The 20960-nt window shown below is 73.7% G+C and carries 17 protein-coding genes, 1 rRNA gene and 1 pseudogene; 15 read left to right on the top strand and 4 right to left on the bottom strand.

The features are described from left to right. The first annotated feature begins 158 nt into the window (after window positions 1–158). From rrf to AMK19_RS33920, 3 genes and pseudogenes are all read left to right on the top strand, one after another. Window positions 159–275 (top strand): 5S ribosomal RNA (gene rrf, locus AMK19_RS33930). A gap of 817 nt (window positions 276–1092) precedes the next feature. Further along, window positions 1093–1869 (top strand): annotated as a pseudogene (locus AMK19_RS38760) (hypothetical protein); the annotation flags it as partial. Between the two features lie 108 nt (window positions 1870–1977). After that, a complete protein-coding gene (locus tag AMK19_RS33920; RefSeq protein ID WP_198953540.1) occupies window positions 1978–2802 on the top strand; it encodes a tetratricopeptide repeat protein in 825 nt (274 codons plus the stop codon). Window positions 2803–2900: 98 nt separating this feature from the next. Here AMK19_RS33920 and AMK19_RS33915 read toward each other — a convergent pair whose 3' ends face one another. Then, on the bottom strand, window positions 2901–4256 hold the full coding sequence (locus tag AMK19_RS33915; RefSeq protein WP_083647591.1) for a DUF1015 family protein: 1356 nt from the start codon (window positions 4254–4256) through the stop codon (window positions 2901–2903). Window positions 4257–4364: 108 nt separating this feature from the next. On the opposite strand from AMK19_RS33915, the gene AMK19_RS33910 reads away from it, so the two are divergent. The 3 genes from AMK19_RS33910 (at window position 4365) to AMK19_RS33900 (ending at window position 6660) form a co-directional block, all read left to right on the top strand. Further along, the gene (locus AMK19_RS33910) at window positions 4365–4907 is read left to right on the top strand and encodes a tetratricopeptide repeat protein (RefSeq protein ID WP_073819437.1); all 543 of its coding nucleotides are present in this window, start codon (window positions 4365–4367) and stop codon (window positions 4905–4907) included. A gap of 56 nt (window positions 4908–4963) precedes the next feature. After that, the gene (locus tag AMK19_RS33905; protein WP_073819435.1) at window positions 4964–5977 is read left to right on the top strand and encodes an HAD-IIA family hydrolase; all 1014 of its coding nucleotides are present in this window, start codon (window positions 4964–4966) and stop codon (window positions 5975–5977) included. 71 nt (window positions 5978–6048) lie between these two features. Then, window positions 6049–6660: a hypothetical protein gene (locus tag AMK19_RS33900; RefSeq protein WP_206745157.1), complete on the top strand. Its 612-nt coding sequence runs from the start codon at window positions 6049–6051 to the stop codon at window positions 6658–6660. A gap of 201 nt (window positions 6661–6861) precedes the next feature. Here AMK19_RS33900 and AMK19_RS33895 read toward each other — a convergent pair whose 3' ends face one another. Beyond that, window positions 6862–7209, bottom strand: a complete 348-nt coding sequence (locus tag AMK19_RS33895; RefSeq protein ID WP_073819432.1) for an SCP2 sterol-binding domain-containing protein — start codon at window positions 7207–7209, stop codon at window positions 6862–6864. Between the two features lie 216 nt (window positions 7210–7425). On the opposite strand from AMK19_RS33895, the gene AMK19_RS33890 reads away from it, so the two are divergent. The 4 genes from AMK19_RS33890 (at window position 7426) to AMK19_RS33880 (ending at window position 10277) form a co-directional block, all read left to right on the top strand. Beyond that, window positions 7426–8292, top strand: coding sequence for a hypothetical protein (locus AMK19_RS33890; protein WP_073819430.1), 867 nt, complete (start codon window positions 7426–7428; stop codon window positions 8290–8292). Next, on the top strand, window positions 8285–8440 hold the full coding sequence (locus AMK19_RS36355; protein ID WP_158071988.1) for a hypothetical protein: 156 nt from the start codon (window positions 8285–8287) through the stop codon (window positions 8438–8440). The genes AMK19_RS33890 and AMK19_RS36355 overlap by 8 nt, the downstream gene beginning before the upstream one ends. Before the next feature lie 36 nt (window positions 8441–8476). Beyond that, window positions 8477–9283: a TlyA family RNA methyltransferase gene (locus tag AMK19_RS33885; protein ID WP_073819429.1), complete on the top strand. Its 807-nt coding sequence runs from the start codon at window positions 8477–8479 to the stop codon at window positions 9281–9283. A gap of 91 nt (window positions 9284–9374) precedes the next feature. Then, window positions 9375–10277, top strand: a complete 903-nt coding sequence (locus tag AMK19_RS33880) for an NAD kinase (protein ID WP_073819427.1) — start codon at window positions 9375–9377, stop codon at window positions 10275–10277. 169 nt (window positions 10278–10446) lie between these two features. Here the strand turns inward: AMK19_RS33880 and yczR are convergent, their stop codons facing one another. Further along, window positions 10447–11922, bottom strand: a complete 1476-nt coding sequence (gene yczR, locus AMK19_RS33875; RefSeq protein WP_073819425.1) for a MocR-like transcription factor YczR — start codon at window positions 11920–11922, stop codon at window positions 10447–10449. A gap of 113 nt (window positions 11923–12035) precedes the next feature. Here yczR and yczE point away from each other — a divergent pair, with 113 nt between their 5' ends. The 3 genes from yczE to AMK19_RS33860 all read left to right on the top strand — a co-directional run bounded on the left by yczE (window position 12036) and on the right by AMK19_RS33860 (window position 15760). Beyond that, window positions 12036–12659, top strand: coding sequence for a membrane protein YczE (gene yczE, locus AMK19_RS33870; RefSeq protein ID WP_073819423.1), 624 nt, complete (start codon window positions 12036–12038; stop codon window positions 12657–12659). 64 nt (window positions 12660–12723) lie between these two features. Next, the gene (gene recN, locus AMK19_RS33865; RefSeq protein WP_073819443.1) at window positions 12724–14457 is read left to right on the top strand and encodes a DNA repair protein RecN; all 1734 of its coding nucleotides are present in this window, start codon (window positions 12724–12726) and stop codon (window positions 14455–14457) included. A 139-nt stretch (window positions 14458–14596) separates the two neighbouring features. Continuing rightward, entirely contained in the window at window positions 14597–15760 is a 1164-nt protein-coding gene (locus AMK19_RS33860; RefSeq protein ID WP_073819421.1) for a glycosyltransferase family 4 protein, read from the top strand. 7 nt (window positions 15761–15767) lie between these two features. On the opposite strand, the gene AMK19_RS33855 is transcribed toward AMK19_RS33860, so the two are convergent. Beyond that, a complete protein-coding gene (locus tag AMK19_RS33855; protein ID WP_274537014.1) occupies window positions 15768–17717 on the bottom strand; it encodes a glycoside hydrolase family 15 protein in 1950 nt (649 codons plus the stop codon). Window positions 17718–18059: 342 nt separating this feature from the next. Here AMK19_RS33855 and AMK19_RS33850 point away from each other — a divergent pair, with 342 nt between their 5' ends. Together AMK19_RS33850 and AMK19_RS33845 are read left to right on the top strand one after the other, a co-directional pair. Further along, window positions 18060–19730, top strand: a complete 1671-nt coding sequence (locus AMK19_RS33850; protein WP_274537013.1) for a CTP synthase — start codon at window positions 18060–18062, stop codon at window positions 19728–19730. A 121-nt stretch (window positions 19731–19851) separates the two neighbouring features. Beyond that, window positions 19852–20475, top strand: coding sequence for an NUDIX domain-containing protein (locus AMK19_RS33845; RefSeq protein ID WP_073819417.1), 624 nt, complete (start codon window positions 19852–19854; stop codon window positions 20473–20475). Window positions 20476–20960 lie beyond the last annotated feature (485 nt).

Genomic DNA, 20960 nt, shown 5'->3' with positions numbered 1-20960 from the left:
TAGGCCGAGGGCTTGTCCTCAGACGCTCGCGTTCACTGTGTGGTTCCCGGGTAGCGAACAGCTATCGCCGGTAAGGAACCGATCCATTCGGATCCACCAGGTAAGTAAGTAACACATATTTCAACTGAAAAGTGTGTTCGCTGAATACCCGATAGGGTTTCGGTGGTCATAGCGTGAGGGAAACGCCCGGTTACATTTCGAACCCGGAAGCTAAGCCTCACAGCGCCGATGGTACTGCAGGGGGGACCCTGTGGGAGAGTAGGACGCCGCCGAACAATTCTTCAAAAGGCCGAGGCCCCAGCGATGAGCTGGGGCCTCGGCCTTTTTTGTTGGGCTTTTTTCAGCCGAACATACAGACGGCCGGCAGACGGCGGTCGGGCACCCGGACGCGGTGCTCGCCCGTGTGCCGGACAATGGACAAGTACGGACGTACCGGGCCCTGGTGGGGTTCGGAGGTCGTCCGGATCGCGCGCTGGTGTCGATGGATCGGCAGTGGCGCCCTCTAGAGCCAGCAGTGTGCAGACAGGAGTCACCAGCATGTCGAACCCGCCCCAGGACCGGCCCGAGCGCCGAAATGACGGCGGCCGGGGCTACGAGCCCAGGTCGCGCGGGGGCTGGTCGAACGACCGTGGCCCGCGTCGTGATGACCGTGGCGAAGGCGGCGGCTACCGCGGTCGTGACGACCGCGGTGACCGTGGCGGCGACCGCAGGGGTTACCGTGGCGACCGTCCGTCGTTCGGCGACCGTCCGCAGGGCGGTGGCTACCGCGGCCGCGACGACCGTCCCCAGGGCGGAGACCGTCCGCAGGGCGGGTTCCGTCGTGACGACCGTGGCGACCGCCCGTCGTTCGGCGACCGTCCCCAGGGCGGTGGCTACCGTGGCCGCGACGACCGTCCGCAGAGTGGTGGCTTCCGTCGCGATGACCGTGGTGACCGCCCGTCCTACGGTGACCGTCCGCAGCACAGCGGCGGCTTTGAGCGTCGCGACGACCGTCCCCAGGGCGGAGACCGTCCGCAGGGCGGGTTCCGTCGTGACGACCGTGGCGACCGCCCGTCGTACGGTGACCGTCCCCAGGGCGGTGGCTACCGTGGCCGCGACGACCGTCCGCAGGGTGGCGGGTTCCGTCGCGATGACCGTGGTGACCGTCCGCAGGGTGGTGGCTTCCGTCGCGATGACCGTGGCGACCGCCCGTCCTACGGTGACCGTCCGCAGCGCAGCGGCGGCTTCGAGCGTCGCGACGACCGTCCCCAGGGCGGAGACCGTCCGCAGGGCGGCTTCCGTCGCGACGACCGTGGCGACCGCCCGTCCTACGGCGACCGTCCGCAGCGCAGTGGCGGGTTCGAGCGTCGCGACGACCGCCCGCAGGGTGGCTTCCGTGGCCGCGACGACCGTCCGCAGGGCGGCGACCGTGGCGGGTTCCGTCGTGACGACCGTGGTGACCGTCCGCAGGGTGGTGGCTTCCGTCGCGATGACCGTGGCGACCGCCCGTCCTACGGTGACCGCCCGCAGCGCAGCGGCGGCTTCGAGCGTCGTGACGACCGCGGCGACCGCCCGCAGGGTGGCTTCCGCCGGGACGACCGTCCGCAGGGTGGCTTCCGTCGTGACGACCGTGGCGACCGTCCGTCGTACGGTGACCGTCCGCAGCGCAGTGGCGGCTTCGAGCGTCGTGACGACCGCGGCGACCGCCCGCAGGGTGGCTTCCGCCGCGATGACCGTGGCGACCGCCCGCAGGGCGGTGGCTTCCGTGGCCGGGACGACCGTCCGCAGGGCGGTGACCGTGGCGGGTTCCGTCGCGACGACCGTGGTGACCGTGGCGGCTTCCGTGGTCGCGACGACCGTGGTGGGGACCGTGGCGGGTACCGGGGTGGCCGGGACGACCGGGGTGGGTTCGGTCGGGATCAGGACGAGCGTCGGCAGGAGCCGGTGCGCCGGCTGCCGATCCCGGACGACGTGACCGGGTTCGAGATCGACGCGGACGTGCGTCAGGACCTGAAGAGCCTGCCGAAGACCCTCGCCGACGACGTGGCGCGCAACCTGGTGATGGTCGCGCGGCTGCTCGACAGCGAGCCGGAGGAGGCCTACAACTACTCGCGCGTCGCGCTGCGGCTGGCGTCGCGGGTGGCGAGCGTCCGTGAGGCGGCCGGTTTCGCGTCGTACATGACGCAGCGGTACGCCGAGGCGCTGACCGAGTTCCGGGCCGCGAAGCGGATGACCGGCCGGGCGGACCTGTGGCCGGTGATGGCGGACTGCGAGCGCGGTCTGGGTCGTCCGGAGCGGGCGCTGGCGATGGCCGGCGAGCCCGAGGTGAAGCAGCTGGACAAGGCCGGTCAGGTCGAGATGCGCCTGGTCGCGGCGGGTGCCCGTGCCGACCTGGAGCAGTTCGACGCGGCCGTCGTGACGCTGCAGAGCCCGGAGCTGGCGTCCTCGGCGATCCACCCGTGGACGGCGCGCCTGCGCTACGCGTACGCCGATGCGCTGATCGCGGCGGGTCGTGCGGACGAGGCCCGCGAGTGGTTCGTGAAGGCCGTGGAGGCCGACTCGGACGGCTCGACCAACGCGTCCGAGCGCCTGGCGGAGATCGACGGCGTGGAGTTCACCGACGCGCTGGACGAGGACGCCGAGGACGAGGCCGTGGAGTCCGAGGAGCCGGCCCGCAAGCCGATCGCGAAGGACGAGATCGGCGACGACCGGATGATCTTCGAGGACGAGGAGGACGTCGAGGAGTTCTACGACGACGACGACCTCGAGATCGACGAGGACTACGACGAGAACTCCTCCGAGGAGCAGCCGAAGAAGGCCTGACCTTCGCGCGGTGACTGAGACGGCCCCCGTTCCGGGTAGGAACGGGGGCCGTTGTCGTTTGCGGGCCGGCCCGGTCGGGCCGGGCCGCGCGGGTCGGGTCAGCCGAGTTCGAGGGAGCGCAGGACCAGTCCGGTGGCCGGCTTGGGGCCGAAGGAGGTGGACTTGCGGGGCATGGTGACGCCCTGTTCGGCGAGGCGGCGGACCACGCGTTCCTCGACGGGGTGGAGCAGGACGGCGGTGCCGCCGGTGCGGGCGGCCTCGCGGACGGCGGCTTCGGCGGAGTGCAGGTAGCCGATGTGCTCGGGGCTGTCGGGAACGTGCCAGGTGCGGTCGAGCAGGGTGGCGTGCAGGACGGTGGCGTCGAGCCGGCGCCACTCCTCGGGGCGGTCGTGGCGGACGGTGGCGTCGAGGGTGCGTTCGTCGGGGCCGGTGAGCAGCAGGAAGCGGTCGTCGCCGGCGGTCAGGACGAAGGCGTTGCGGGCGTCCGTGCGGGCCTCGGCGAGGGCCTTGAGGGCGTCGGGGAGAGAGCCGGACAGTTCCGTGAGCTGCCAGACGTCGGGGTCGAGGGCGGCGATCGCGGCGTGCAGCGGCAGGCGGTGCAGGACGCGGTGGATGGCCCGGACCTTCAGCGGGTAGCGGTCGGTGTCGACCAGCAGGACCAGGCCGCGGTCCCAGGGGCTGCGGGGCAGGTGGCGGTGTTCGCGCTGCAGCCGCAGGTACATCTCCCAGCGGTGGTGTCCGTCGGCGATGAGGGCGCGGCAGGTGGCGAGGTCGCGGCTGACGGCGGCCAGGTCGGCTGGGGCGGTGACGGCCCACAGCCGGTGGTGGGTGCCGTCGGTGGTGGTGACGTGGAGCAGCGGTTCGCCGGCGGCGGTGCGGTCGACGACCTCGGCGGCGCGGCCGTGGCCGCGGTAGGTCAGCAGCAGGGGTTCGAGGTTGGCGCGGGTGGTGCGCATCAGGCCGACCCGGTCGGCGACGGGCTTGGGCATGACGTCCTCGTGGGGGAGGACGATGCCGGCTTCGGGGCCGCTGACGGCGAGGGCGCCGATCAGGCCGCGTTGCAGGCCTGCGGTGGGGTGCTGCTGCTCGTAGACGTACAGGGCGGGTCGGGGGTCGGCGGTGAGGACGCCCTGCCGGCGCCAGTCGCGCAGCAGTCGGGCGGCGTGCCGGTAACGGGTGTCGCGGTCGGGGCGGAGGCCGGAGTCCTCCGGTTCGGGGCGCGGCAGGATGAGGCGGACGATGTTGTGGGGGTCCGCGGTCTCCAGGTCCAGGCGCCGTCCGGGGTCCACCACGTCGTACGGGGGTGAGGTCACCGCGGCCAGGTCGCCGACCCGCTGGGGGTCGTAGCGCAGGCCGCGGAACGGGGACAGGGACAGCCCTGCGGTGGCGACGTGCCCGGGGTCTCCGGGGCCGCCCGAGGGCTCGTTGCCGATTTCGGCACGAGGGGCGCTCATCCTGGGCATGTTAGCCGGGTACTCCTTGTTGAGAGATCGCGATGCGCGCGACTGTTCGGGTTGCGGGCGGTGCGGCGGGTGCGGCGCGGGAGAGCGGGGAGAGTGCGGATGAGTTACGGGAGCCACGACGGCGACGGCGCGGAGGCTGCGTCGGGGGGTTCGGCGGGGGCGCCGGGCGGCGGCGTGTACGACTGGTTCCGGCGCGGGGTGCGGTTGTTGGAGGAACGGCATCCGGCGGCGGCGGTGCAGTTGCTGGCGCGGGCGGCGGAGGCGGAGCCGGGGTCGCGGTCGATCCGGGAGGCGCTGGCGCGGGCGCAGTTCGATGCGGGGCAGTACGCGGCGGCGCTGGAGAATTTCCGGACGGTCGCGGTCGCGGACCCGTCGGACGACTACGCGCAGTTCGGGTGGGGTGTGGCGGCGGCCCGGCTGGGGGACTTCGAGTCGTCGGCGGAGCACCTGGCGCTGGCGGTGGCGATGCAGCCGGGCAACAAGCACTACCGGGCGGCGCTGCGGCAGACCCGGGCGACGTTGGCGGCGCGGGCGGGGGCGTTCGGGCCGCTGCAGCCGGGCGCCCCGGGGTACTTGGCCCCGCCGGACGAGGCGGACGAGGCGGAGGGGGCGGAGGGGGCGGAGGGGGCGGACGGACCCTAGGCCGTAGGCCCTAGGGTGGCGAGTGTTCGATCGTTCGAGGTGAGTGGAGAGCAGTGATGGTGCGGAGCGTGCCGCAGGGCAGCGCGGTGGCGTTGACGGAGGCGTACGACACGGCGCTGCTCGACCTGGACGGGGTGGTGTACGCCGGGCCGCACGCGATCGTGTACGCGGTGGAGTCGTTGGAGCGGGCGCGGGCGGCGGGGATGCGGCTGGCGTACGTCACGAACAACGCGTCGCGGCCGCCGCGGGTGGTCGCGGAGCACCTGTCGGAGCTGGGGGTGCCGGCCGAGCCCGCGGACGTGATCAACTCGGCGCAGGCGGCGGCGCGGCTGGTGTCGGAGCAGGTCCCGGCGGGGTCGCGGGTGCTGGTGGTCGGCGGTGCGGGGCTGGTGGAGGCGCTGGAGGAGCGCGGGCTGGTGCCGGTGCGCTCCCTGGACGAGGACCCGGCGGCGGTGGCGCAGGGCTACGACCCGTCGGTGGGCTGGGCGGACCTTGCGGAGGCCTCGTACGCGGTCGGCCGGGGCCTGCCGTGGGTGGCGTCGAACACGGACATGTCGATCCCGACGGCGCGCGGCATCGCGCCCGGCAACGGGACGCTGGTGGCGGCCGTGTCGGCGGCGACCGGTGTGACGCCGGAGGTCGCGGGCAAGCCGCTGCCGCCGATGCACCGGGAGACGGTGCTGCGGACGGGCGCGAAGCATCCGCTGGTGGTCGGCGACCGCCTCGACACCGACATCGAGGGCGCGTACAACGGCGGCGTGGACTCGCTGCTGGTGTTCACCGGCGTCACCACGCCGGCCCTGCTGCTGGCCGCCCCGGTGCAGCACCGCCCGACCTACCTGGCGGACGACCTGCGCGGCCTGCTGGAGCCGCAGCCGGAGGTCGCGGAGCTCGGCGGCGGCCGGTTCGGCTGCGGCGGCTGGCAGGCCGGCGTGGACGGCGACGCGCTGACCCTGGACGGCACGGGCGAGCGGATCGACGCACTGCGGGCGCTGTGTGCGGCGGCCTGGACGTGGGCGGACGCGAACGGGGCGGTGCCGGATACGTCAAAGGCGTTGGCCGCGCTGTGAGTTGAGGGTCGGCCGGGTGGGTGTACCCGCACTGCTTCGGGTCGTCCAGGGGGATGATGCGCGGACGTGCGGTGAGGAGTCTCGGGCTGGTGGTGGCCGTGCCGGCGTTGGTGCCGGCGGGGTACACGTACCGAACGGTCGACCGGGTGCCGGGCGGCAACTGGGCGGCCCTGACGAGCAGCCCGCCGGTGCGGCTCGACCTGTCGGTGTGGGGCCTGACCGAGCAGGACGTGGTGGCGGGTTCGTTCCGGGAGGCCGGGCGGACGGAGCAGGCGGTGGTCTTCGTCCGGTTGCTGCCGAGCGGCACGTGGGGCGCCGGAGTGGCGGACCTGTCCGGCAGGGACCTGATGAGCGTGAGGTTCCACCCCCACGCGCCGAAAGCGGACCCGCCTGCCAACGAGGTCATGGCCGGTGCCAGGAATGAGATCTGGACGACGCTGTTCACCGTCGAGGGCGAGGAGCCGCTGGACCTGCGCTGCGGGCGCTGGCCGGCGCGGCTGTTCTACCTCGGCGAAGAGGACGGGCAGCGCGGGCCGTACCGGTTCTACCTGGCGATGGCCGGCGACGGGCCGCCGGGCGAACCGCAATTGCAGGTGCAGCGGGCGACGGGGACGGCCGTCGAGCAGCTGTTGAATTGGGGAAGGGTGCCGGGGCCGAATCCGCAGGACTGTGCGGCGAGCTGACGATCGGCCAACCCGTGGTGGCGGCGGGGCGGTGCTGCTCACGCCGACGGCGAGCGGCCGCTGGACCTGCACTGCGGGCCCTGGCCGGCGCGGCCGACCCGCGTCGGCACCGCGGATGTGCCGGGAAGGGACGCGCCCGTACTGGCCGGCGTTGGCGAAGGACAGCCCGCCGGCCACCTCGTGGCTGGGAGGAGAGCGGGCTCAGAGGAGGCTGCGCAGGCGCAGCAGGTCGCGGAAGCTCGCGTCGAGCTTGAGGCGGCCGGTGGCCCAGGCGGTGGGGAACGGCAGCCGGCCGTCGACCAGGGCGACGAGGTCGGTGCCGGTGGTGGTGAGGCGGATGTCGGCCTTGGTGGCGGGCGGGCCGGGGGTGTCGGTGATGCCGGTGAGCTGCCCGCCGGTGAGGCGTCCGGTGAAGGTCAGGCCGAGGTCGGTGAGGTGGCAGCTGAGCGACCGGTCGAGAGCGGCGGCCTTGCGGACGTCGCCGTTCGCGCCGGCGAGGTTGCGGCTGAGCTGCTCCAGTGCGCTGCGGCACTCCTCGATGGTGGCCATGGGTGCGGCGTGCTCCTGTTCTCGGTAGTTCTCGGTAGTTCTCGGTACTTCTCGGTGATCGGTGCGGCGTTCCACGCTAACGCGCCCGGGGGACGTGTCGGCCGGGTGGGGTGAGGGGGCCGACCGTGGGGCGGGCGGGGAATGCGCGTACGGGCGGGGCGTAGGACGGGGTAGCGTCAGGGCGGGCAGTCGGTGCCCGCGGAGGAGGCGTTCGGGATGCTGCGGGATGCGGTGCGGGGTGTGGTGGTGGTCGCGACGGAGCTCGCCGAGGAGGCGAGCCGCCGGGTGCAGGACGCGGCCGAGGAGCTGCGTCGGCGGACCGGTGAACTCCCTCCGGGGGTCGAGCAGTTGCGGACGCTGGCCGAGCAGGCCGTGAGCGCCGGGGTGGGGCTCGCGGGCGCCGCCAAGGGCGAGGTCGACCGGGTCTTCGAGAAGGTCGGCGACCAGGTGGTGAAGGTCGGCGTGGTGCTGAGCTTCCTGGAGTCGAAGCTGCGCGAGGTCGACGAGCCGACTGCCGCGGCCGAGCCCGAGAAGCAGCCCGAGGAGCAGCCCGAGGAGCAGCCGGAGGAGGAGCCGGTGGTCCGGCCGGCCGCCCGGGCCAAGGGCCTGTTCGACGCCGGGTGGGATGCGGAGCCGGTGGTGGAGACGGCCTCGGAGCCCGAGCAGCCGGTGCCGCCGGTGAAGCGGGCGACGGCCCGCAAGGGCGCGGCGGCCAAGCAGGCGGCGGCCAAGCGTTCGGTGCCGCGGAAGGCCCCGGCGACGCCGAAGACGGTGGCGAAGAAGGCCGCCGCGAAGAAGGCCGCCCCCGCGAAGAAGACGACGGCGAAGAAGACGGCAGCGGCGAAGAAGGCCGCCGCCGCGGACAGCCCGTCGGCCCCGCTGCCCGCGCAGGCGAAGAAGGCCGCGCCCGTACGGAAGTCCGTGGCGGCGCAGAAGTCGGTGTTGACGCCGACATCGGCGACCAAGGCCGCGTCGAAGCGCACCAAGGCCGCTGACGGCGCGTCGGCCGCGAAGCCGGTGAAGAAGACCGCCGCCCGGAAGACCGCCGCGAAGCCCGAGGGCGGGGACGCCGGCGGTGAGTGAGATGCAGTGGACGGGCGAGCCCGAAGTGGACGAGGTGCTGGCCCGGCTGGGGGAGGCGGACGGGGTGGGGGCGGGGGAGCGGGTCGAGGTGTACGAAGATGTTCATGCGCGGCTCGCCGCGACCCTCGCGGCGCTGGACCGCGAGTGACGATTGCGGAATGTGGGAGCTGACGTAGCAGTGGCAGTGGCACGACGCCGTCTGGATGCGGAGCTGGTGCGGCGGAAGCTGGCCCGGTCGCGGGAGCACGCGAGCGAGCTGATCGCGGCGGGTCGGGTGACGGTGGGCGGCGCGGTGGCGACCAAGCCGGCGACGCAGGTGGAGACGGCGGCGGCCGTGGTGGTCGCGAAGGACGACGACGACCCGGACTACGTGTCGCGCGGCGGCCACAAGCTGGCGGGCGCGTTCGCCGCGTTCGTCCCGCAGGGCCTGGTCGTCGAGGGCCGCCGGGCGCTGGACGCGGGGGCGTCCACGGGCGGCTTCACCGACGTCCTGCTGCGCGCGGGCGCGGCGCACGTGCTGGCGGTGGACGTCGGTTACGGGCAGCTCGCCTGGTCGCTGCAGAGCGACGAGCGGGTGACGGTGATGGACCGCACCAACGTGCGGGAGCTGACGCCGGAACTGATCGGCGGCACCCTCGTCGACCTGGTGGTGGGCGACCTGTCGTTCATCTCGCTCGGCCTGGTGCTGCCGGCGCTGGCCGGCTGCGCGGCGCCGGACGCGGACCTGGTGCTGATGGTGAAGCCGCAGTTCGAGATCGGCAAGGAACGGCTGGGTTCGGGCGGCGTGGTGCGTTCGCCGGAGCTGCGGGCCGAGACGATCCGCCAGGTCGCCTCGCAGGCCTGGCAGTTGGGCCTGGGCGTGCGCGCGGTGACGGCGTCGCCGCTGCCGGGACCGTCGGGCAACGTCGAGTATTTCCTGTGGCTGCGCCGGGACGCGGACCAGCTGGATCCGGCCGAGGCGGACCGGGCCGTGGCGGAGGGGCCGAAGTAGGGTACTTGGCAGGCGTCCGAGCGTTGCGCAGACTGGCATGCCGCGGCCGGGCCAGCAGGGTCCGGCAGGCGTAGGGAGAGGGCAGCGGGCAATGAGCGATCGTCGTACGGTCTTCCTGATCGCGCACACCGGCCGGGAGGCCGCCCTGCGTAGTGTGGAAGGGCTGGTGGACGGCCTGCTGAAGGCGGGGATCCGGATCCGGCTGCTGGAGGCGGAGGCGGTGGGCCTGGACCTGCCGGACGGGGTGGAGCTGGTCCCGGGCGGGCCGGGCGCGGCCGACGGCTGCGAACTGATCCTGGTCGCGGGCGGCGACGGCACGCTGCTGCGCGGGGCGGAACTGGCCCGCGAGTCGGGGCTGCCGATGCTCGGCATCAACCTCGGCCGGGTCGGCTTCCTCGCGGAGGCGGAACGCGACGACCTGGCGACGGTGGTGGACCGGGTCGTCGACGCCGACTACGCCGTCGAGGAACGCATGACCATCGACGTCCTGGTGCGCACCAACGGCGATGTGCTGCACGAGGACTGGGCGCTGAACGAGGCCTCGGTGGAGAAGGCGGCACGCGAGCGGATGCTGGAAGTCGTCACCGAGGTGGACGGCCGCCCGGTGTCGAACTTCGGCTGCGACGGGGTGGTGCTCTCGACGCCCACCGGCTCGACCGCGTACGCGTTCTCCGGGGGCGGGCCGGTGGTGTGGCCGGAGGTGGAGGCGCTGCTGATGGTGCCGATCAGTGCGCACGCGCTGTTCGCCCGCCCGCTGGTGACCTCGCCGGACTCGGTGCTGGCCGTGGAGGTGCAGCCGAGGACGCCGCACGGGGTGCTGTGGTGCGACGGGCGCCGCTCGGTCGAACTCCCGGCCGGCGCACGGGTGGAGGTCCGGCGCGGCAAGACGCCGGTACGGCTCGCCCGGCTGCACCGGGCGCCGTTCACGGACCGGCTGGTCGCGAAGTTCGCGCTGCCGGTGACGGGGTGGCGGGGGCGGTCCCGGGCGGTCTGACGCGGGTACCACCCCGGACCACGTCCGTAAGGTCGCGATCACCTGCAGGTCACTGTCCTGCTTCGCGATCTTGCGGATGTGGCGCGTTCCCCTTCGCGCAGTTCTCCCCCAGCCCTGGCGGGCCGGGAGGTACCCCCACGCGCGCCTGGTTCGGCTGTGCTCTCGCTGCTTACAGGCTGCACGGTTCCGGGCCCTCCGTCGTGAAACGCTCGGTGCCGGCGAGGGCGGCGGCTTCGGCGATGCGGGTCAGGGCGTGGGGGACGTGGGTGGCGGGGAGGGTGAGGGGGAGGCGGAGGTACTCCTCGAACGCGCCGTCGATGCCGAAGCGGGCGCCGGAGGCGATGCGGACGCCGAGGCGTTCGCCGGCCCTTGCGAGGGCGGTGGCAGGCAGGCCGGGGGTGGCGACCCAGAGGGCGAGGCCGCCGGGGGGCAGGGTGAAGCGCCAGTCGGGGAAGTGCCGGGGCAGGGCGTCGGCGAAGGCGTGGGCGGTGGCGCGGAGGCCGGCGTGGCGTTCGGTGCGGACGGCCGCCAGGTGGTCGGTGAGCAGGTGGGCGGCGATCAGCTGGTCGAGGACGGGGGTGCCGAGGTCGAACAGGGCCCGGTCGACGGCCAACTTCCGTACCAGGGACGGCTGGGCGCGCAGCCAGCCGATCCGCAGGCCGGGCCAGAGCAGTTTGCCGGCCGAGCCGACGGTGATCACCCGGGCGTCGCGGTCGAGTGCGGCGAGCGGTCGGGGCATGGCGGAGTCGTCGACGCCCCAGCCGAGTTCGGTGCAGGTCTCGTCGGCGAGGACGGCGGTGCCGGCGGCGCGGGCGTGGGCGAGCAGGGCGCGGCGCCGGTCCTCGTCGATCAGGGCGCCGGTGGGGTTCTGGAAGTCGGGGATGGTGGAGGCGAGTTTGGGGGCGGCGCCGCGGAGCACCCGCTGCCACTGGGGGAGGTCCCAACTCGGCTGCCCTGCGCGGTCGGTGGTGAACGGGACGGGGACCAGGCGGGCGCCGGAGCGGTCCAGGGCGCGCAGGGTGTTGGGGTAGCCGGGCGCTTCGACGGCGACCCGGTCGCCGCGGGTCAGCAGGGCCTGGTGGGCCAGGTGCAGGGCGCTCATCGCGCCGGTGGTGATCAGGATCTGTTCGGGGCCGGTGGGCAGGCCGCGTTCGGTGTAGCGGCGGGCGACGGCCTCGCGCAGGACGGGCAGGCCGGTGGGGTAGGTGCCGTGGCCGGCGGCGTAGGCGGGCAGCCGGTCGAGGGCGTGGGCGGCGGCGTCGGCGAGCTGCGGCGGGGCGGTGGGCGCGGCCAGGCCGAGGTCGAGTTCGGTACCGGGCCCGTCGGCGCCGAGCGGGTGCAGGGTGTCGGCGGGCGGCCGGGTGCCGTTCGGGAGGGCCGTCCAGGAGCCGGCGCCGCGTCGTGAGCGCAGGAAGCCGTCGGCGCGCAGGGCCTCGTAGGCGGCGGCGACGGTGGTGCGGCTGAGGCGGAGTTCGGCGGCGAGTTCGCGTTCGGCGGGCAGCCGGGTGCCGGCGGGGAGGCGGCCGTCGGCGACCAGTCGGGAGACCCGGTCGGCGAGCGAGCGGTAGGCGGGGCGGCGGCCGTCCGCCGGGGGCAGTTGGCGGGCGAGTGCGTGCGGGGTCAGTGTGCTGTGCCACTCGGCCATCGGAAATCAGTCCACTCGGATCGGATTGGCCCTGTCGGGTGCCCTTTTGGACCGTCCATAGTGACGGTCAGTGCCGAGGAACGGCAAGCACCGCACGAAAAGAGGTCCACCCGATGGCACTCGCCCTGCCCCACGTCACCACCGACCTGCCCCGCCGGCTGCTCCGGCTCGCCGCCGGCCTGGTGCTGTACGGCGTCTCGATGGCTTTGGTGCTGCGCTCCTCGCTCGGCGGCAACCCGTGGGACGTCTTCCACCAGGGCCTGGCCCGGCACCTCGGCCTGAGCGTCGGCACCTGGGTGACGCTGGTCGGCCTGCTGGTGCTGCTGCTGTGGATACCGCTGCGGCAGCGGCCCGGCGTCGGCACCGTCGGCAACGTCGCCGTCCTCGGCGTCGCGATGGACGCCACGCTGGCGCTGCTGCCGCACCCGCACGCGCTCGCCGCCCGGATCCCGCTGCTCGCCGTGGGCATCGTGCTGAACGCCGTGGCGACCGGCCTGTACATCGGGGCGCGGCTCGGCCCGGGCCCGCGCGACGGCCTGATGACCGGCCTGCACCGGCGCACCGGCCGTTCCGTGCGGCTGATCCGCACCTGCATCGAGTTGACCGTGCTGACCGTCGGCATCCTCCTCGGCGGCACGTTCGGCGTCGGCACGGTCGCCTACGCGCTGGCGATCGGCCCGCTGGTCCAGTTCTTCCTGCCGCGACTCACGGTGCCGGAGCCCGCCACTGTCGGGTGAACCGGGGGGCGGTCGTCGCGAACCGACGGTGGAACCTCGTAAGGTCGTCTCCGTGTTGGACGAGATGCGGATACGGGATCTGGGTGTCATCGACGACGCGGTGGTCGAACTCGCCCCCGGCTTCACGGCCGTCACCGGTGAGACCGGAGCCGGCAAGACCATGGTGGTGACCAGCCTCGGGCTGCTGCTCGGCGGCCGGGCCGACCCGGGGCTGGTGCGCAACGGCTCCGCGCGGGCCGTCGTGGAGGGCCGCCTCGCCCTCGACCCGGCCTCCCCGGTGGTGGCCAGGGCCATCGAGGCGGGCGCCGAACTCGACGACGGCGAACTGCTGATCAGCCGCACCGTCTCCGCCGAGGGCCGCTCCCGCGCGCACGTCGGCGGCCGTTCGGTGCCGGTCGGGCTGCTCGCCGAACTCGGCGAGGACCTGATCGCCGTGCACGGCCAGACCGACCAGCAGCGGCTGCTGCGCCCGTCCCGGCAGCGCGGCGCGCTCGACCGGTACGCGGGCGAGGCCGTCGCCGAGCCGCTGGCCCGCTACCGCGAGGTGTACCGCACCCTGCGCGAGGTGTCCGCGACGCTGGAGGAGCTGACCACCCGGGCCCGCGAGCGCGCCCAGGAGGCCGACCTGCTGCGTTTCGGCCTGGAAGAGATCGCCGCCGCCGAACCCGTCGCCGGGGAGGACGGGGAGCTGGCCGTCGAGTCCGAGCGCCTCGGCCACGCCGACGCGCTGTCCTCCGCCGCGACGCTCGCGCACGCCGCGCTGGCCGGCGACCCCGCCGACCCGGAGGCGGTGGACGCGGGCACCCTGCTCGCCCAGGCCCGCCGCGCCGTCGACGCGGTCCGCCACCACGACGAGCGCCTCGCGCAGCTCGCCGACCGCCTCGGCGAGGTCGGCTACCTGCTCGCCGACGTGGCCGGCGACCTCGCCGGGTACGCCGACGACCTGGACGCCGACCCGGTCCGGCTGGCCGCCGTCGAGGACCGCCGCTCCGTCCTCGCCCACCTGGTCCGCAAGTACTCCGGCACCGAGGGCACCCTCGCCGAGGTGACCGCCTGGGCCGAGGCCGGTTCGGTGCGGCTGCTGGAACTCGACGGCGACGACGAGCGGATCGACGAACTCGGCGCGCAGGAGACCGAGTTGCGCACCCAGCTGGCCGACCTGGCGGTCGAGGTGTCGCAGGCCCGGCACGCCGCCGCCGGCACGTTCGCCGGCGCGGTCTCCGCCGAGCTCGCCGAACTCGCCATGCCGCACGCCCGGGTGACGTTCGCGATCAGCCAGGTCGACGACCTGTCCGGGATCGAGGTCGACGGCCGCACTGTCGCCTACGGCCCGCACGGCGTCGACGAGGTCGAGGTGCTGCTCGCCCCGCACCCCGGCGCGCAGGCCCGGCCGATCGCCAAGGGCGCCTCCGGCGGCGAGCTGTCCCGCGTCATGCTGGCCGTCGAGGTGGTGTTCGCCGGCGCGGACCCGGTGCCGACCTACCTGTTCGACGAGGTCGACGCGGGCGTCGGCGGCAAGGCCGCCGTGGAGATCGGCCGCCGCCTCGCCAAACTCGCCCGCAGCGCCCAGGTCGTGGTCGTCACCCACCTGCCGCAGGTCGCCGCGTTCGCCGACCGGCACCTGGTGGTGGAGAAGACCAACGACGGCGTGGTCACCCGCTCCGGCGTGAAGACCCTCAACGACGAGGAGCGGGTGCGCGAGCTGTCCCGGATGCTCGCGGGCCTGGAGGACTCCGAGCTCGGCCGGGCGCACGCCGAGGAACTCCTCGAAGCCGCCCGCACCGCCAGGGCACGCTGATACCTCGTGCGGCACGCGCCGCCCGGACCTGCCGGGTCCGGGCGACGCGCCCGCAGCGGTGCCGACTGTCCAAGAGGGCGACCGACCTGGCATCGTGGCGAGCGGACACCAGCTGACAACGAGTCGGAGCGAAAACGACGTGGACCATTCCGCCGCCCGGGCCACCGCGGCCCCCCAGCTGCACGTGGTGCTCGTCCTGGCCGCCGCGACCGGCGGGATCGGCGCGCACGTGCGCTCCCTGACGCAGGGTCTGGTCGCCCACGGAGTGGCGGTCACCGTCTGCGCGCCCGAGGGCACCGACCGTCGGCACGGCTTCACCACGGCCGGCGCCCGCCTGCACACGGTGGACATCACCCCCACCTCGGGAGCCCGCTCCGACGCCGTCGCGATCGGCGAGCTGCGCCGCGCCTTCACCGGCGCCGACGTCATCCACGCCCACGGCCTGCGCGCCGGCCTGCTGTCCGACCTGGCGCTGCGCACCGCCGGCCGGTTCCCCGGCATCCGTCCGGACACGCCGCTGGTGGTCACCTCGCACCACGCGCTGCTCGCCACCGGCCTGGAGCGCCGTCTCCAACGCCTGATGGAACGCCGGGTGGTGCGGGCCGCCGACCTGGTCCTCGGCGCGTCCTCCGACCTGGTCGCCCGGGCCCGCGAACTGGGCGCCACCGACGCCCGGCTCGGCCCGGTCGCCGCCCCGCCGATGCCGCCCGCCGACCTCGACCGCGCCGCGGCCCGCGCCGCCGCCCTGCCCGGCGGCGACGACGGCCGGCCCGTGGTGCTGGCGATCGGCCGCCTGGTCGCGCAGAAGTGCTTCTCGCTGCTGCTGGACGCCGTCCCGCACTTCGCCGCGCCCGGCGAGCCGATGCCGCACGTGCTGCTGGCCGGCGACGGCCCCGAACGGCAGGCGCTGACCGAGCGGGTGCGGGCCGAGAAGCTGCCGGTGGACGTCCTCGGCTACCGCTCCGACATCGCCGACCTGCTGGCCGCCGCCGACCTGGTCGTGCTCTCCTCCCGCTGGGAGGCCCGCTCGCTGGTCGCCCAGGAGGCGATGCGGGCCGGCGTGCCGGTGGTCGCCACCGCCGTCGGCGGCGTCCCCGAACTGGTCGGCGACGCCGCCGTGCTGGTGCCGTTCGCCGACCCGCGGGCGCTCGGCGGCGCCGTCCGCGAACTCCTCGGCGACGAGAAACGCCGCGTCGCACTCGCCGACGCCGGCCGCGTCCAGGCTTGCACCTGGCCGGACGAGGCCGCCACCGTCGCCCAGGTGCTGTCCGTCTACGACGAACTGGTGCAGCGTCAGAACTGACGTCGCATCAGTGCGACGACAGGTTCAGCCCGCCCGCGGCGGTCAGCCGCAGCGCCGTGTCGATCAGCGGAACGTGGCTGAACGCCTGCGGGAAGTTGCCGACCTGACGGCGTGAACGCGAATCCCACTCCTCGGCGAGCAGCCCCAGATCGTTGCGGAGCGCCAGCAGCCGTTCGAACAGCTCGCGGGCCTCGCCGACCCGTCCGATCATCGCCAGGTCGTCGGCCAGCCAGAACGAACAGGCCAGGAACGCCCCCTCGTGGCCGGACAGGCCGTCGACGTTGTTGCCCTCGTCGTCGTGCGTCGGGTAACGCAGCACGAAGCCGTCCTCGGTGGACAGTTCGCGCTGGATCGCCTCGATGGTGCCGATCACCCGCTTGTCGTCCGGCGGCAGGAAGCCGACCTGCGGGATCAGCAGCAGCGAGGCGTCCAGCTCCTTGCCGCCGTAGTACTGGGTGAAGGTGTTGCGCTCCGGGTCGTAGCCCTTCGCGCACACGTCGGCGTGGATCTCGGCGCGCAGCTCCTCCCAGCGCCCGGTGAGGCCCTCCGGGGCGTTCTCCAGCTGCTCCAGCAGCTTGAGGGTGCGGTCGACGGCGACCCAGGCCATCACCTTGGAGTGCACGAAGTGCCGGCGCGGGCCGCGGACCTCCCAGATGCCCTCGTCGGGGTTGCGCCAGTGGTCCTCCAGGTACTCGATCAGGCGCAGCTGCAGCTGGTGGGCGTGGTCGTGCCGGGCCAGGCCCGACATGGTGGCCAGGTGCAGGGCCTCGACGACCTCGCCGTACACGTCGAGCTGGAGCTGCCCGGCGGCGCCGTTGCCGATCCGGACCGGGCGGGAGTCCTCGTAGCCGGGCAGCCAGTCGAGCTCGGACTCGGTGAGTTCGCGCTCCCCGGCGATGCCGTACATGATCTGCAGGTTCTCCGGGTCGCCGGCCACCGCCCGCAGCAGCCACTCGCGCCACGCCCGGGCCTCCTCGCGGTAGCCGGTGCGCAGCAGCGAGGACAGGGTGATCGCGGCGTCCCGCAGCCAGGTGTAGCGGTAGTCCCAGTTGCGTTCGCCGCCGAGGTCCTCCGGCAGCGAGGTGGTCGGGGCGGCGACGATGCCGCCGGTCGGGGCGTAGGTGAGCGCCTTCAGGGTGATCAGCGAACGGACCACGGCCTCCCGGTAGGGGCCCTGGTAGCGGCACTGCTCGACCCACTCGCGCCAGAACCGCTCGGTGGACTCCAGCGCGCCCTCGGCGTCCGGCGGCGCGGGCGCCGGCTCGTGGGAGGCCTTCCAGGTCAGCCCGAAGGCGATCCGCTCACCGGCGGTGACGGTGAAGTCCGCGTACGTGGTCAGGTCGCGGCCGTAGGTCTCGGCCCGGCCGTCCAGCCACACCGAGTCGGGCCCGGCGACGGCGACGGTGCGGTGCCCGACGCCGGGCTGCTCGACCCGGTGCACCCAGGGCACGATCCGGCCGTAGCTGAAGCGCATCCGCACCGCCGAGCGCATCCGGACGGTGCCGGCCAGGCCCTCCACGATGCGGATCATCTGCGGCACGTCCGGGGTGCCGAGCAGGTGCCGCGGAGGCATGAAGTCGATCACCCGGACGGTGCCGCCCTGGGTGTCCCACTCCTGCTCCAGGATCAGCGAGTCGCCGCGGTAGCGGCGCCGGTCGCAGGGCAGCGCGGGCGCGGCGGCCGTCACCGGCGGGATCGGCGGCTCGCCGTCCAGCAAGGTGCGGGGCGGCGGGGCGGCGGCGGGCGGCGGCTCGACGGGCAGTGCCGGGCCGATCCGCCAGAAGCCGTGCTCGTCGGTGCCGAGCAGGCCCGCGAACACCGCCGGCGAGTCGAACCGCGGCAGGCACAGCCAGTCGACCGCGCCGTCCCGGCGCACCAGCGCGGCCGTCTGCATGTCCCCGATGAGCGCGTAGTCCTCGATGCGACCGGCCATGGCTCTCCGTTCCCAGCGGCCCAGGGTGCCCCGGCGGCGGCGGTGCGCACGGGTCGGGGGTGCGCACGGGTCGGGGGTCGGGCGAGGATGTCGACGTTTGAGCAGAATACGTGGATTCGGATGTTTCGGGCGTGTTCAGTACCCCGTCCGTCTGCCCACACCCCTTGTGCCGCATACCCTCCGGGCCTTTTCCGGGCTGCCCGGATGAGCTGTCCGGCCGACGCGCCGGAGGCCTCTCCACCCGGACTCGGGCAAGCACTCGCCGGGGCACTGATACGCTGGTATCCCGTGGAACTGGTGGGAACGAGGGCCGGGAGCCCCTCCACCGGCGTCACTCTCCGACACGACACCCACGGGAGCCCCCTCTTGGCACAGCCCCATTCCGGCAAGTCGGCCAACGGCCGCGCCGTGACGACCAAGCACCTCTTCGTCACCGGGGGTGTCGCTTCTTCGCTCGGCAAGGGCCTCACCGCCTCGAGCCTCGGCGCGCTTCTCAAGGCCCGCGGCCTGCGAGTGACGATGCAGAAGCTCGACCCCTACCTCAACGTGGACCCGGGCACCATGAACCCGTTCCAGCACGGTGAGGTCTTCGTCACCGACGACGGCGCCGAGACCGACCTCGACATCGGTCACTACGAGCGTTTCCTCGACACCAACCTGCACGGCTCGGCGAACGTCACCACCGGCCAGGTCTACTCCACGGTGATCGCGAAGGAGCGGCGCGGCGAGTACCTCGGCGACACCGTCCAGGTCATCCCGCACATCACCAACGAGATCAAGTCCCGGATCCGCCGGATGGCGACCGAGGACGTCGACGTGGTCATCACCGAGGTCGGCGGCACCGTCGGCGACATCGAGTCGCTGCCGTTCCTGGAGGCCGTCCGCCAGGTCCGCCACGAGGTCGGCCGCGACAACGTGTTCTTCGTGCACGTCTCGCTGCTGCCCTACATCGGCCCGTCCGGCGAGCTCAAGACCAAGCCCACCCAGCACTCGGTGGCCGCGCTGCGCAGCATCGGCATCCAGCCCGACGCGATCGTGCTGCGCGCCGACCGCGAGGTGCCGCAGGCCATCAAGCGCAAGATCTCGCTGATGTGCGACGTCGACGAGGAGGCCGTGGTCGCCGCGATCGACGCCAAGTCGATCTACGACATCCCGAAGGTCCTGCACGCCGAGAACCTCGACGCCTACGTGGTGCGCCGCCTCGACCTGCCGTTCCGCGACGTCGACTGGACGGTCTGGGACGACCTGCTGCGCCGCGTCCACGAGCCGCAGCACGTGGTCAAGGTCGCCCTGGTCGGCAAGTACATCGACCTGCCCGACGCGTACCTGTCGGTGACCGAGGCGCTGCGCGCCGGCGGCTTCGCCAACAACGCCCGCGTCGAGATCAAGTGGGTCACCTCCGACGACTGCGAGACCCCCGAGGGCGCGCAGGAGCAGCTCGGCGACGTCGACGCGATCTGCATCCCCGGCGGGTTCGGCGACCGCGGTGTCGACGGCAAGGTCGCCGCGATCACCTACGCCCGCGAGAACAAGATCCCGCTGCTGGGCCTGTGCCTGGGCCTGCAGTGCGTGGTCATCGAGGCCGCCCGCAACCTGGCCGGGCTGCCGGAGGCGAACTCCACCGAGTTCGACTCCGCCGCGAAGTACCCGGTCATCTCGACCATGGCCGAGCAGCTCGCCATCGTCGACGGCAAGGGCGACCTGGGCGGCACCATGCGTCTGGGCCTGTACCCGGCGAAGCTCGCCGAGGGTTCGATCGTGCGCGAGGTCTACGGCGGCGAGCAGTACGTCGAGGAGCGCCACCGTCACCGCTACGAGGTCAACAACGCGTACCGCGCCGACTTGGAGAAGACCGGCCTGCAGTTCTCCGGCCTCTCCCCGAAGGGCGACCTGGTCGAGTACGTCGAGTACCCGCGCGAGGTCCACCCCTACCTGGTCGCGACCCAGGCCCACCCCGAGCTGAAGTCCCGCCCGACCCGGCCGCACCCGCTGTTCGCGGGCCTGGTCGCGGCGGCGATCGACCGCAAGGTCGGCTGACGCGTTCTCGGTTTCCGAAGCCGCCCGTCCCGGAGTTCGCTCCGGGGCGGGCGGCTTCGGCGTGTCGGGGGCGGGGCGTCCGGTAGATTGCGTCTATCTGACGAGAAGGGGTGGTGTCCTGATGACCGGGATTCGCGACGTGGCCGAGGAATGGGACGTCCGGGACGGGCACACGCCCTTCCAGGGCCGGATGACCGGCATGCGCTCCGAGCAGGTGCGGATGCCCGACGGCAGCTGGGCACAGCGCGACTACCAGATCCACCCCGGCTCGGTGGGCGTCCTCGCCGTCGACCAGCAGGCCCGCGTCCTCGTCCTGCGCCAGTACCGGCACCCCGTCCGGCACCGGCTCTGGGAGCTGCCGGCCGGGCTGCTGGACGTTCCCGGCGAGAACCCGCTGCACGCGGCGCAGCGGGAACTCTTCGAGGAGGCCTACTGCAAGGCCGGCAACTGGCGCGTCCTGGTCGACTTCTACACCTCGCCCGGCGGCAGCGACGAAGCCCTGCGACTCTTCCTCGCCACGGAGCTGTCGGAGGCGGACGGGGAGCGGTACGCCGCGCACGGGGAGGAACTGGAACTGGAGTCGGCCTGGGTCCCGCTCGAACAGCTCATCGACCTCGTCCTCGCCGGCGAACTCCACAACCCCACGCTGGTCACCGGCACCCTCGCCCTCCACACCGTGCTGGCCCGCGGCGGCGTCGACACGCTCAGGCCGGCGGATGCGCCTTGGGCGGCCCGGCCGTTCTGAGGGGGCGCTCCGCGCGGGGTGGTGGGGGTGGTGGGGGTGTTGGGGGTGTTGGGGGTGTTGGGGGTGCGCTCCGCGCGGGGTGGTGAGGGAGTTGGGGACGCGCTTCGCGCGGGTGGGGTGGTGGTGATGTCGCGCGGGCTGGCCTGGGGCGGCGTCGATGCGCATCGGCTGGCGGATGCGCCTTGGGCGGCCCGGCTGTTCTGAGGGGCGCTCCGCGCGGGGTGATGGGGTGTTGGGGACGCGCTTCGCGGGGGTGGGGTGGTGGTGATGCTGTGCGGGCTGGCCCGCGGCAGTGTCGGCGGGCTCCGGCTGGCGGGCGCGCTTTGGGCGGCCCGGCTGTTCTGAGGGTGTGCTCCGCGCGGGGTGGTGGGGGTGTTGGGGGTACGCGGGCCGGTCCGGGCGGTGTCGGCGGGCTTCGGTCGGCGGATGCGCTTTGGGCGGCCCGGCTGTTCTGAGGGTGTGCTCCGCGCGGGGTGGTGGGGGTG

The sequence above is a fragment of the Kitasatospora sp. CB01950 genome (genome assembly GCF_001905465.1).
Classification (GTDB): Bacteria; Actinomycetota; Actinomycetes; order Streptomycetales; family Streptomycetaceae; genus Kitasatospora.
Note: the sequence above shows the minus strand (reverse complement) of the source record. Positions and strands in the feature narration are given on the sequence as shown.